Below are 12,797 nucleotides of genomic sequence, written 5' to 3'. Positions count from 1 at the left end.
CCGCACGTCACGGCCGGTAACGTGGAAAACAGCTATGGACGGGTCAGCACAGCGCACGCTGCTCATCACACTCACCGGACGCGACCGCCCCGGCGTGACATCGCGTCTCTTCCGGACACTCTCGGAGTTCCCGCTCACGGTCGCCGACGTGGAGCAGGTCGTGATCCGCGGCCGGCTCGTCCTCGGCGTCCTGCTGGACTACACCGAGGGCGCCGACATCGGACGCGTCTGGAACGCCGCCGAGCACGTCGCCAACGACCTGGACATGGAGATCGAGCTCTCCACGGGCCGCAACCGGCGGATGCCGAAGCGCACCGGGCGCCTGCACGTCACCGTCCTCGGCGCGCCCCTCAAGCCCGCCGCCATGGCCGGGATCGCCGGCCGCATCTCCGCGCACGGGGCCAACATCGACCGCATGGAGCGGCTCGCGTCCAACCCCGTCACCTGCATCGAGATGGACGTCTCCGGCGCCGACCCCGACGCGCTCCGCGCCGCCCTCACCGCCGAGGCCGCCGAGCAGCAGGTCGACGTCGCCGTCCAGCAGAGCGGCCTCAGCCGCCGCGCCAAGCGCCTCATCGTCATGGACGTCGACTCCACCCTCATCCAGGGCGAGGTCATCGAGCTGCTCGCCGAGCACGCCGGCTGCCTCGACGAGGTCGCCAAGGTCACCGAGGCCGCGATGCGCGGCGAACTCGACTTCGAGGGCTCGCTGCGCGAACGCGTCGCCCTGCTCGCCGGGCTGGACGCGTCCGCCATCGACGAGGTCCGCGGCGAACTCCGCCTCGCCGCCGGCGCCCGCACGATGGTCCGCACCCTGAAGCGCCTCGACTACAAGTTCGCGATCGTCTCCGGCGGCTTCACCCAGGTCACCGACGCCCTCGTCGACGACCTCGGCATCGACTACTCGGCCGCCAACACGCTGGAGATCGTCGACGGCAAGCTCACCGGCCGCGTGAGCGGCCGCGTCATCGACCGCGCCGGCAAGGCCGCCGCCCTCGAACGCTTCGCCCGCGAGGCCGGCGTCCCCATCGGCCAGACCGTCGCCATCGGCGACGGCGCCAACGACCTCGACATGCTCCAGGCCGCCGGCCTCGGCATCGCCTACAACGCCAAACCGGTCGTCCGGCAGGCCGCCGACACCGCCGTGAACGTCCCCTACCTGGACACGATCGTCTTCCTCCTGGGCATCTCCAGAGAAGAAGTAGAAGCCGCCGACGCCGCCGACGCCGACCGCTGATCCGCCGGACGGCTACCCGGCCGAACGGTAACGGCGCCCCCATCTGCGCAGGAGCCGGCCACCGGCGTCCCTGGCGCCTTCGTCCTGCCCACCGCGGTCCGGCTCACCGTCGTCCGGCTCCCCATCCGGGAGGTCGGCTCGATCGGGGAGCGCCACCGCAGAGAAGGTGTCCTTCCTTTCGAGTGCGGAGACGTACAGGACCCCGTTGTGGAAGGCGCCGTCCGCGGACATGGAGACACCTTGCGCCGGAAACGTCCACACCCGTTGTCCGGAACCGGGATCCAGCGCGAAGAGCGAGATGTCTCCGCCGCGGTTGTCGACGGAGGACGTCCAGAAGACATAGAGCAGCCCTTGATGGAATTCGAGGCGCACCGGCCGGCCGCGACCGCCCTCCTCCCGGTACGACCACAGCTCCCCATGCACGAACCTGCCGAAGAGCAGAGCACGGACACAACCGTCCAGGTACGAGTTCCGCAGATCGCTATTTCCGCTGGTGAACGGCACCCGTCCGCCGCCCACGAACAGCGTCCTCTTGGCGCCGTAGGCGGGGGCGGCTCTGAGGTTCTCGGAGGGGAAAAGATAACTCTGGGAGACCTCGCCGGTTCGATGGTCCAGCGCTACGACTCCGTCACCGTGGCCGAAGATGCGCCCGTCGGCCGCCAGAGAGATGGTCGTTTCCCACCTGTCCAGCCCGCGATGGCGCCATCGCTCGGCACCGCTCTCGATGTCGAGCGCTATGACCTCGCCCTCCTCCCCTCGGACGAATACCACGCCGTACTGCATGGGAGGCGGCTGGCCGGCTATGGCGGAGCATCCCCCGCGACCTCCACTGGCACTCGCCGGTAGCGGTGTCCAGGGCCTCCACCCACCAGACGCCGTCGCGGAGCCCATCTTTCGCCTTGTCATTGCCGGACGTGATGATGACCTTTTCAGGGGTGATGGCGAGCAGTTCGGACCACCAGAGCGCCGGGCGTCGAACGCTCCACATCTCGGCTCCGGTGCCCAGATCACGAGCCGAAAGCACCCCTTGGTCGCCCGCCAGGTAGACGCTGCCGTGGCCGACGGTCGGGATCCAGAAGAGGGAGCGCTCGTCCTCGACCGTCCAGCGGACCGCGCCGGTGGCCATGTCGAGCGCCCAGATCATGTGGTACCCGGCGCAGATGACGATGCCGGCGTCCGGCGCGACGGCAGGGTAAGCACCGAACGCCTCCGCCGTCCACAGGACCTCGTGCGGACCCTCCGGCCGCGGTCCCCGCCGCACCGCGACGGCCGGCGGGTCGCTCAGGGGCGCGGGCCCCGGTGGTTCGGGCTCGGGCCGCTCGGGTTCCGGTGCCCGTCCGGGTTCCGGAACCGGCCGGGGCCGGGGGGCGGTTCCGTCGAGCCTCCGGATCACTTCGGCGGCGTCGGCGGGGCGGTCGGCGGGCTCCTTGGCCAGCAGCGCCAGAACCAGCTCCTCCAGGTGCCGGGGAAGCGCGACGCCCCGGCCACCGGGCGGCTCGGGCGCGGTGTTGATGTGCTGGTGGACGATGCCCATCCAGTTGTCCGCGGTGAAGGGCGGCCGCCCGGTGAGCAGCTCATAGGCCAGGCACCCCAGCGAGTACAGGTCGGTGCGGTGGTCGATGGGCCGCCCGGTCGCCTGCTCGGGCGACATGTAGCTCGGCGTCCCGATGACGGCGCCCGTCTGGGTCAACCCGTCCTTGGACGCGTCCAGCACGAACCGGGCGATGCCGAAGTCGCAGATCTTGATCATCTCCGCGGCGGTCACCATGACGTTCGCCGGCTTCAGGTCGCGGTGGACGACGCCCTGCCCGTGCGCGTGCCCCAGCGCGTCGGCGATCTGCCGGAAGAAGGCGATCACCAGGTCCGCGGGGAGTGGGCCGCTCCCGCGCACCCGCCGTCCGAGATCCTGCCCGGAGACGAGTTCCATCACCAGGTATAAGGCCCCCGCCTCCGCCCCGAAATCATGAACCGTCGTGATGCCGTGGTGCTGGAGTCCGCCCGCGAGCCTGGCCTCGCGCTCGAACCTGGCGACGAGCCCGTCCGCCGCCGCGCCCTGCGGTTCGAGGAGCTTCACCGCAACCGGCCGCCCGAGCCGCTCGTCCACCGCCCGGTGGACCACGCCCATGCCACCCTGCCCGAGCCGCTCAGCTAAGCGATAGCGCGCCGCGATCAATTTGCCTGCCACCAGCCGCCCGCCTCTCCGTCCGTCCAGCGCATGGAGCCGTGGGGACGAACATGATCCCAGCGGCACCGGCGTTCCACGTCAAGGGTCGAGCACCGTGCCCGTACGCGTCGACGGCCCCGGGGAGGAAGTGGCGGCCGCCGAGGCCGCCGATTCTCGTGCGGGCGGCGCGTAGTCCCGTTTGCAGACCCTCTTGTGATCCTTCTTCCGGTCACGGGTGCGGCCGTCGGCGCTAGAGTCGCGGGTCATGATTTTTCGTGGTCCGGGTGTCGGCGGCGGCGTTGACTGGGCGGCGCTCGAGCACGCGTACGGGTCGGCGGCGGACGTGCCCGAGCTGCTGCGCACCGCCGTCGGGCGCGACGATGACGCCGCTCAGCGCGCCTTTGGCGAGCTGGAGGCGCGGATCACCCATCAGGGCACGCTGTACACCGCCACGGCGGCGGCGGTGCCCGTCCTGATCGGGCTGGCCTGCTCGCGGCGGACCCGGCGGCGGCCCGAGCTGCTGCGGCAGCTCGCGCTCATCGCCGAGGGCTCGGCCGCGTCCCAAGCCGTGCTCGACGGCGTGCGGAGCGCGCTCGCGGCGGGGGCGGAGCGGCTCCTGAAGCTGCACTCCGATCCCGATGCCCCGGTGCGGCGGACGGCCGCCTACGTCGTGGGGCAGCTGCCGCCCGAGAGCGTGCCCTTCGCGCGGCTGCGGAGGCTGCGCGACGCCGAGGGCGACAGCGAGGCCGCGTCCGAGCTCCTGCTGGCCGCGGTACGGCTGCATCCGAAGGAGGCGGCGGCCTGGCTGGAGGCGGAGCTCGAAGCGGGCCGTCCCGTCCTGACGCGGGCCGCCGCCGCGTGGTCGCTGGCCGTCCACGGCGAGTCGTTCGGCCCCGCGGCCGCGGCGGTCGTCCGGGAATGCTGGGCGAAGTACGACCCCCTCAGGGACTGCCTGTGGGCGGACGACTCGCTCAGCGAGATCATCGTCGGCGCGCCCCAGGACGACGCCATCGAGCTGGTCCGGGAGTTCCTGCACCAGGAGACCCACGCACTCCGAGTCGTGAGCGCGGTGCGGTGGCGCTGCTTCCTGTCGCTGTCGGCCAGGACCGCGTTCGCGGACGTCCTGGCCGAAGCCGCCGCCCACACCGACACCGAGGTGCGGGCGGCCGCCGCCGAGATCCTGGTGGAGGTGCGGCAGCCGGTGCCGGCGGCCGTCGGCGCGCTGGCGGAGTACGTCCGGTCGCCGCCGGAGACCGCCCTCGGCGACCGGTGGCACTGGATGCGCGGGCTGGAGACTCCGGAGGGACGGCTCCTGTCCGCCGGCCTGCGGCTGCTCGTCATGGCGGACCATCCCGCCTGGCGGCCCTCGCTGCTCGGCGCCTTCGCCGCCGGCTGGTTCGACGGCGGCACCGTCGACCTCCTCACCGAGCGCGATGAGCCCTACGACCCCGCCCTGCTGGACGTCCTGCGCCCGCATCTCGCCTCGGCGGCCATGGAGACCGCGATGCGGCACGAGCCGGACGTGGCCATCCCGCCGCTGCTCGCGGTCTGGGGGCCGTCCGCCGCCGCGGCGACGCCCGAACTGATCCGTCTCGTCCGGCATCGGAGGGGCCCCGCGGCGGCCGCCCTCGCGGCCATCGGGCCGGACGCCTCGGCGGCGGTGCCCGCCCTGCGCGAGGCCGCCGCCGGCGACGGCAGCTGGGGGTTCCGGACGGCGTGCGCCGAGGCCCTCGCCGCCATCGCGGGCGGCACCGAGGACGTGGCCCGGCTCGTCCAGGCCGCCGTGGACGGGGGCGAGGCCGTCCTCGCGGTACGGCTGGCACGGACGCACGGGCTGCCCGTCGACGGATTCCCGCCCGTCCTGCGGGAACTGGCGTTGACCGACGCGGAGGACTCCGACGGGGAGCGCCTCGCCGCCGCCGAACTCCTCCTGGACCTGACCGGTGACACCGGCACCGCGCTGGCCGCCGCCGAGCGGGTGCTCGCGAACGGCCGCTTCTTCATGGGCGAGGCCGCCCGGCTCGCCGGGCGGCTCGGCGGGCCGGCGGCGCGTCTGCTGCCGGCGCTGCGGGACCTGGACTCCGACGCGGCCGAGCAGTACGAGGGCGCGCTGGCCGTCCGGCGGATCTCCGGTGACCCCGGCCCGCTGCTCGAGGCCGTCGCCCGCCGCATGCTGCAGCACGGCGCGGGCCGCTGGCTGACCGAGGCCGCCGACGTGCTGGGCGACGCGCTCGAACCGCTGGTCCCGACCCTGCGCTGGCAGGTCGCCGCGGACCGGACCATCGTCCCGTTCGCCCCGTACGGCTCGCTGATCTCCGAGGACCGGGCGCAGCGCGCCCTCATCGCCGAGGTCCTGGACACCTGGGACCGCCGGGCGCCTTCGCGGACGGGGCCCGGCCTTAAGCGGTGATCATCCGGGTACGGGTGGGGGGCGGAGTAAGTGATCTCCGCGCGGTGGAACCGACGGCGGAGGAACGGCGGGACGTGCTGCGGCGCATGCGGGACGCGTTTGCCCAGGTTCAGGGCCAGGCGTCGCCGATGTACGGGGCGGCCGCGGCCATCGCGGTGACCGTGCCGCTGCTCGTCGGGTCGCTGACCGGGCACGCCGCCCAGGGGTCGGCGATCGCGCTCGGCGCGTACCTGGTGGCGCTGCGCGCCCCCGAGGGCCCGTACGGGGCGCAGGCGCGGAGCCTCGCGATCGGGGTCCTGTTCGTCGCGGTCGGGTCCGCGCTCGGCGGGCTGCTCGCCGGGCACCTGTGGCCGACCGTGATCGTGGTGCCGCCGCTGATCGCGCTCGGTGTCGCGGTGCCCCGGATCGGGTCCACGGCCGGGCTGGCGGTGCTGCTGAGCGCCGTCCGGCCGCCGTCCGCGGACGTGCTGGCCATCGGGCTGCTGGAGCTGATCGGCGGGCTGCTCACCACCGGGCTGCTGCTCGCGCCGTGGCCCGCGCGGCGGCTGCTCCCGCTGCGGGCGTCGCTCGGCGAGTGCGCGGACGCGGTCGCCGAGGCGCTCGACGCCGTCGCCGAGGACGTCGGCGCGCACGACCCCGAGCCGCTGGAGGCCGTCGAGCTCACCGACCCCGACCTCCTCGCCGTCACGCGGGTGCCCGACTGGGAGAAGAAGCGGCGCGCCGCGTCCGAGGCGCTGACGGCGGCGCGCGCCACCTACCGCCTGTACCGGACGGGACGCGGCAAGAGCGACCCCACCCGGCCCGAACGGCTCATCGACGGGCTCGGGCGCGTCCTGCACGAGACGGTGACGCTGCAGGCCGTCCTGGAGGCGGCGAAGAACTACCCGCCGGACCGCGAGTGGCGGCTGGAGACGCAGACCGCCATCTCGGCGCTCGCCGCGCGGCTGCGGCTGCTCGCCGGGGCGATCGCGACGGCGGGCGACGCGCCGCTCGGCCGGGAGGAGTCCGCGGCCGTCCGGCGGATGGGACGGGCCGCCGAGCACATCCGCCGCGCCGGGCTCGCCGGCGACGAGGACCTCATCGCGGTCGCGCTGATCGGCCAGGTGCGCCGCTCCATCGACCGCATCGCCGGCGAGGTCGCCGCCAACCGCCGCATCGTCGCGGGCGGCGTCCGGATGGGGTTCGGGCCGCCGCGGATGCCCGTCTCCCTCGACCCGGTGCCGGTGTGGGAGCGGATGCGGCGCGCCGTCCGCACCCGGTCCCCGGCGTTCCGGCAGGTGGCGCGGGTGTACGTGACCGCGGTCGTGTCGATGGCGGGGACCGCCGCCATCGGCCTCTCGCACGGGCACTGGCTGACGATCACCGCGATGCTGAGCCTGCGCGCCACCTACGGCGAGACCGTCGACCGGCTCGTCCAGCGCGTCGGCGGCACCGCGGCCGGGTCCGCCGTCGCCGCCGTCATCCTCACGCTCGCGCCCGGCCAGGTCACCGTCGCCGTGATCGCCTTCGTGTTCGCGCTCGCCGGGTTCGCGATGCGGTCGGTGAACTTCGCCTACTGGGCGCTGTTCGGGACGCCGCTCGCGATGATGCTGCTCGACTTCTCCACCCCCGCCGGCTGGACCGCCGCCGGGGAGCGGATCGCGCTCACCTTCGCCGGGACGGTGCTGGCCTACCTCGCCGTCCGGCTGCTGTGGCCCGCCGGGCACGTGGAGCGGCTGCCGCGCCAGCTCGGGCGGCTGCTCGGCACGCACGCCGACCTCGTCCGGGCGACCGCGGACGTCCTCGCGGGCGAGCAGACCCGGCTGCCGCACGACACGATCGTCGCGGCCGAGCGGGCGGCGGAGGCGGTCGCCGAGACCCGCACCCGGCTCGGCCACGAGCGGCTGCCCAACACCGCCCTGATCGCCGAGCTCGGGACCGCCGTGGACGCCGCGCACCGCACCCGCGACCACCTCATCGCGGTCGCGCGGCTGTCCCGCGCGGAGGCCGTCGACACCGGGCCCGTCCCGGAGATCCTCGACCGGCTCGCCGACCGGTTCGAGGAGGCCGGCGCGCTGCTGGAGGAGGACCCGGAGGACCTCGACCCGAAGGACGCCATCCCCGTCGGCGAACTGGACGAGGAACTCGCCGACCTCGACTCGCACCTGTCCACGATCACCCGGCGGCGCCGCGCCGAGATCAAGGCGGGCGTCGGCCGGGACGAGGTGACCCCGCTGCGGCAGGCGCTGCTGCAGGTGTCCGGCACCCGCTACACGATCCGGTCGCTGCGCCGCGACGCCGGGACGGTCGTCGACTCGTCCCTCGCCGCCGCCGCCCCGCGGTCGTGACCGCCTCCCGGGAGCGTCGTCAGTCCTTCGGGGTGCGGACGGTGCGGAGCGTGCCGAGGCCGGGGCGGACGCCGGCCCACTCGCCCGGCAGGTCGATCACCGCGAGCGCGCAGGTGGGGAACGCCTCTGGGGCCTGCCCGGTCAGGTCGTGGACGAGCTGGTGCACGGACGGGTTGTGCCCGACGAGCAGCAGCGTCCCAGCGTCGTCCGGGGCCTCGGTGACCAGGGTGAGGAGCCCGTCGGGATCGTTGGCGTAGATCGCCGGCTCGTAGGTCACGGCGGCGTCCAGCGCGAGCAGGCCGAGCGTCTCGCGCGTGCGCGCCGCCGGCGAGCAGAGCACGTGGTCGGGGACGAGGCCGTTCGCGCGCAGCCACTCCCCGGCCGCCGCGGCGTCGCGGCGCCCGCGGTCGTTGAGGACGCGGTCGACGTCCGCCGTACCGAACCCGGCGACGGCCTTGGCGTGCCGAAGCACGATGAGCATGGGCATGCCGCCACCCTAGGCCGCACCGGCCCCGAGGTCGCGGCGCACGACCGGCTCGCGACGGGGAGCGCGCGGAGCGCCCGGGAGGGTCAGGGGGCGACGAGGGCCGCGAGGCCCCACAGCACGAGCATGATGCCGAGCATGCCGCAGATTACGAGGGCGAAACCCTTGGGGCCCGACATCGCCGGCTTGCCTTCGCCGCTGCTCGCCACAGCGCCTCCCGATCTCCGTCCGGGGCCTGGAACGTCCGACCCGCGTCTCCAGGGTACGGCCGGTGCCCCGTGGTCACGACGTGACCCCGGACATGCGAAAGGGCCGGCGGCTCCAGCGCCGCCGGCCCTCTCCGCGTGATCCGTCAGGTGTTCTTGGCGGACTCCTCCTCGGCGGTCGCGGCGCCGTTGGAGTCGGCGCCGACGGCCGCCTCCTCCGGGGCCTCCACGGCCTTGGCGTCGCCGCCGCCGTCCACCGCCGCCGACTCGGGCCTGCCGCCGGACGCCGGGTCGGAGGCCGGCTCGGCGATCGGGTCGGCGCGCCGCTTGGAGATCACGATCGCGGCGACGATGACGCCGACCGACAGGACGGTCACGACGACGCGCAGCAGGGTGTTGCCCGCGTACGTCACGACCGCGTCCGCGATCAGCAGCGCGACCAGGTTCATCACCTTGATCAGCGGGTTGATGGACGGGCCGGCGGTGTCCTTGAACGGGTCGCCGACCGTGTCGCCGATGATCGTCGCCTCGTGCGCGTCGCTGCCCTTGCCGCCGAGGTGGCCCTCCTCGACGAGCTTCTTGGCGTTGTCCCAGGCGCCGCCGGAGTTGGAGAGGAACACCGCCATCAGCACGCCCGCGGCGATCGCGCCGCCCAGGTAGGCACCGAGCGGCGCGTACCCGAACGCGAACCCGACCGCGATCGGCGCCATGATCGCCAGCAGCCCGGGGGTGGCCAGCTCGCGCTGCGCGTCCCGGGTGCAGATGTCCACGACCCGGTCGTAGTCGGGCTGCTCGGTGTAGTCCATGATCCCGGGCTTGGTGCGGAACTGGTTGCGCACCTCCTCCACGACCCGTCCGGCCGCCCGGCCCACCGCCATGATCGCCAGGCCGGAGAACAGGAACACGACGGCCGCACCGATGATCATCCCGATCAGCACGTTCGGGCTGGCGATCGACAGGTTGAAGTCGAGGAACTCGGCGCCGATCGCGTCCTTGGCGCTGCTGGACGCGTCGCCGAGCGCCGCGATCACCGTCGTCCGGAACGAGCCGAACAGCGCGGTCGCGGCGAGCACCGCCGTCGCGATCGCGATGCCCTTGGTGATCGCCTTGGTGGTGTTGCCGACGGCGTCCAGCCGCTCCAGGACGGACGCGGCCTCGCCCTGCACGTCCCCGGACATCTCGGCGATGCCCTGGGCGTTGTCCGACACCGGCCCGAAGGTGTCCATCGAGACGATGACGCCGACCGTGGTCAGCAGCCCGGTACCGGCCATCGCCACCGCGAACAGCGCGACGGTGGTGTTGCCGAAGCCGAGCAGGAACGCCCCGTACACGGCGCCGCCGATGACGAGCGCGGTGTAGACGGCCGACTCCAGGCCGAGCGAGATGCCGGACAGGATGACGGTCGCCGGGCCCGTCCGGGCGCTGTCGGTGACCTCCTTGACCGGCTTGCGGTTCGTCTCGGTGAAGTAGCCGGTGAGCAGCTGGATGACGCTCGCCAGCACGATGCCGATGATCACCGAGCCGAACGCGACCCAGCGCGGGTCGGCGTCCAGGCCGCGGATCGCCTCGTCGGTGACGCCCTTCAGGTCGGCGAACGACGACGGCAGGTACACGAACGCGGCGATCGCGACGAGGATCGCCGAGATGCCCGCCGAGATGAAGAACCCGCGGTTGATCGCCGTCATGCCGGAGCGGTCGCCGGAGCGGGGCGCGACCGCGAAGATGCCGATCACCGCGGTGATCACGCCGATCATCGGGACGATCAGCGGGAACACCAGGCCCTCAGTGCCGAACGCCGCGGTGCCGAGGATGAGCGCCGCGACCAGCGTGACCGCGTACGACTCGAACAGGTCGGCGGCCATGCCGGCGCAGTCGCCGACGTTGTCGCCCACGTTGTCGGCGATCGTCGCCGCGTTGCGCGGGTCGTCCTCGGGGATGCCCTGCTCGACCTTGCCGACGAGGTCGGCGCCGACGTCCGCGGCCTTGGTGAAGATGCCGCCGCCGACACGCATGAACATGGCGAGCAGCGCGGCGCCGAACCCGAAGCCCTCCAGCACCTTCGGCGCGTCGCCCTGGTAGGCGAGGACGACGATCGCGGCGCCGAACAGGCCGAGCCCGACGGTGAACATGCCGGCGACGCCGCCGGTGCGGAACGCGATCCGCATCGCCGTCTTCTCGCCGCCCTCCTCGCGGGCGGCGGCGGCCACCCGGACGTTGCCGCGGACCGCGAGCCACATGCCGGTGAACCCGGTGACGGCGGAGAACAGCGCGCCGATGACGAAGAAGACCGACCGTCCGATCCGCTCGCTCGCCGAGTCGGCGGGGAGCAGCAGCAGGACGAGCGGGATCAGTACGACGAAGACCGCGACCGTTCGGAACTGGCGTTTCAGGTAGGCGCTCGCGCCCACCTGCACGGCTCGCGCGATCTCCTGCATCTTGGCGGTGCCCTGGCCCGCGGCCAGGACATCGCGGACGAGACCCGCGGCGACGGCCAGTGCCAACAGTGCGATCACAGCGACGACGACGACCAGGGAGAGGTCGCCGCCGCCGAGATCCACTTCTGCGCTGGCCGGGCTTGACAGGGAAAACCCGGACATCCGTCCTCCTCGACAGGGGCATTGCGACGCGATCGTCACAAAGAAGACGATCTTTACCGCGTACCCCGCGAGTCATGATTTCGAACACCTCGCACGGCAACGCGGGTGCCGGGAGTCTACGCACGCGCAAGTCGAATGTTAAGGCCGCCCGGCCCTTGAAGAAGATGTCGCCGAATTGCAACGAGCGATACGCCGGAAATTGACCTATACGCCTGTCCAGCCGTCATCGCCCCAGGTCAGCCTGGGTTAGACAACCCTTACCCCGCCGCTACCCCGCCGAGCGCATACCACCCTGGGCGCATCGGCCCGGCGACCGGCGTCCCATTCAAGCTAGGCATTAACACGGAATATGTCCAGACCCAAATTGACCCGAACCGAGATCAACCCGAAGAGAATCTCACAACCCCCACCCCACGTCCCTCACCACCCCCACCCACACCCCGCTCTCAAGGCGAACGCGCGCCCCCAAGGGCCCGGGTGGGGGCATGACTAAGGCCCCGCCGGGGGTGGCGGGGCCTTTGGTCGTGGTGGGGGCGGGCGCGCGTCTAGATGGTCGCCTCGGCTTCGGCCGGCCAGCTCATCCTTATCTGGACCCCCTTCGGCGTGGCGGCGATGTCCACGTCGTCGGCGAGCCCGGCGATGACGGCCAGACCCAGCTCGGAGGTGCCCTCGCCCCAGCCGTGCTCGAACTCGTCCGCGTCCACGGCCGCCTGGAGGTCGCCCGGCGTGTCGTCGCCGGGGACGGTGTCGCTGACGGTCACCTCGAAGCGGCGGTCGGCGCCGCTCAGCTCGAGGCGGACGGGCTCGTCCGGGCAGTGCCGGCGATGTGCCTCCACGGCGCGCGAGCACGCCTCGCCGACCGCGAGCCTGACCTCGTCCAGCAGCGGCTCGGCAACGCCACTGCGGCGGGCCACGGCGGTCACGATCAGGCGGGCGGTCCGTACGTGGACGGGCAGCGCGCTGAAGGACAGTTCAACGGTCGACATCTCAGCTGCGGGCCGCCTACTTCGCGTCCTTGCGCTTCGCCTCGGCATCGGCGATCGAGTCGTGGATGCCGAAGACCTTGGTCAGCCCCGTGATCCGGAAGATCTTGAGGATGCGCTCCTGGGTGCACACCAGTTCCAGCGAGCCGTCGTGGGCGCGCACCCGCTTGAGCCCGCCGACGAGGACGCCGAGGCCGGTGGAGTCGAGGAACTCCACCTTCTCCATGTCCACGAGCAGGTGGAACTTGCCCTTGTTGACCAGGTCGATGAGCTTCTCGCGAAGCTTCGGCGCCGTGTAGACGTCGATCTCGCCCTCCACGTTGATGACGGTGAGGCCATCGTCGGTGGTGTAGTCGTTCACCTTCAGGTCCACAGATCCTCCACGCGCC

Annotated in this window: 9 protein-coding genes and 2 pseudogenes; 3 read left to right on the top strand and 8 right to left on the bottom strand. The window is 72.8% G+C overall.

The window, feature by feature from the left end:
- Positions 1 to 34: 34 nt before the first annotated feature.
- Positions 35 to 1,237, top strand: a complete 1,203-nt coding sequence (gene serB, locus ABFX46_RS10375) for a phosphoserine phosphatase SerB (RefSeq protein WP_346041353.1) — start codon at positions 35 to 37, stop codon at positions 1,235 to 1,237.
- A 12-nt stretch (positions 1,238 to 1,249) separates the two neighbouring features.
- Here serB and ABFX46_RS10370 read toward each other — a convergent pair whose 3' ends face one another.
- The 3 genes and pseudogenes from ABFX46_RS10370 to ABFX46_RS10365 all read right to left on the bottom strand — a co-directional run.
- Positions 1,250 to 1,756: a hypothetical protein gene (locus ABFX46_RS10370; protein ID WP_346041351.1), complete on the bottom strand. Its 507-nt coding sequence runs from the start codon at positions 1,754 to 1,756 to the stop codon at positions 1,250 to 1,252.
- A gap of 84 nt (positions 1,757 to 1,840) precedes the next feature.
- Positions 1,841 to 2,020, bottom strand: a pseudogene (locus ABFX46_RS43470) (hypothetical protein); the annotation flags it as partial.
- Positions 2,021 to 2,162: 142 nt separating this feature from the next.
- Positions 2,163 to 3,422 (bottom strand): annotated as a pseudogene (locus ABFX46_RS10365) (protein kinase domain-containing protein); the annotation flags it as partial.
- Between the two features lie 244 nt (positions 3,423 to 3,666).
- Between ABFX46_RS10365 and ABFX46_RS10360 the strand changes: the two are divergent.
- Both ABFX46_RS10360 and ABFX46_RS10355 read left to right on the top strand, forming a co-directional pair.
- Positions 3,667 to 5,811 (top strand): hypothetical protein, encoded by a 2,145-nt coding sequence (locus ABFX46_RS10360; protein WP_346041347.1) that lies wholly within the window; start codon positions 3,667 to 3,669, stop codon positions 5,809 to 5,811.
- Positions 5,812 to 5,855: 44 nt separating this feature from the next.
- Complete coding sequence (locus ABFX46_RS10355; protein WP_346041345.1) at positions 5,856 to 8,138, top strand: FUSC family protein; 2,283 nt, start codon at positions 5,856 to 5,858, stop codon at positions 8,136 to 8,138.
- A 19-nt stretch (positions 8,139 to 8,157) separates the two neighbouring features.
- Here the strand turns inward: ABFX46_RS10355 and ABFX46_RS10350 are convergent, their stop codons facing one another.
- From ABFX46_RS10350 to ABFX46_RS10330, 5 genes are all read right to left on the bottom strand, one after another.
- The gene (locus tag ABFX46_RS10350; RefSeq protein ID WP_346041343.1) at positions 8,158 to 8,625 is read right to left on the bottom strand and encodes a SixA phosphatase family protein; all 468 of its coding nucleotides are present in this window, start codon (positions 8,623 to 8,625) and stop codon (positions 8,158 to 8,160) included.
- An 83-nt stretch (positions 8,626 to 8,708) separates the two neighbouring features.
- Positions 8,709 to 8,831, bottom strand: coding sequence for a hypothetical protein (locus ABFX46_RS10345; RefSeq protein WP_346041341.1), 123 nt, complete (start codon positions 8,829 to 8,831; stop codon positions 8,709 to 8,711).
- 143 nt (positions 8,832 to 8,974) lie between these two features.
- The gene (locus tag ABFX46_RS10340; RefSeq protein ID WP_346041339.1) at positions 8,975 to 11,425 is read right to left on the bottom strand and encodes a sodium-translocating pyrophosphatase; all 2,451 of its coding nucleotides are present in this window, start codon (positions 11,423 to 11,425) and stop codon (positions 8,975 to 8,977) included.
- Positions 11,426 to 11,970: 545 nt separating this feature from the next.
- On the bottom strand, positions 11,971 to 12,411 hold the full coding sequence (locus ABFX46_RS10335; protein ID WP_346041338.1) for an ATP-binding protein: 441 nt from the start codon (positions 12,409 to 12,411) through the stop codon (positions 11,971 to 11,973).
- 16 nt (positions 12,412 to 12,427) lie between these two features.
- Entirely contained in the window at positions 12,428 to 12,781 is a 354-nt protein-coding gene (locus tag ABFX46_RS10330) for an STAS domain-containing protein (protein WP_067628471.1), read from the bottom strand.
- Positions 12,782 to 12,797: the final 16 nt, after the last annotated feature.

Source organism: Actinomadura chokoriensis (genome assembly GCF_039529475.1).
GTDB lineage: Bacteria > Actinomycetota > Actinomycetes > Streptosporangiales > Streptosporangiaceae > Spirillospora > Spirillospora bangladeshensis.
This window is presented reverse-complemented; position numbering and strand designations above follow the sequence as displayed.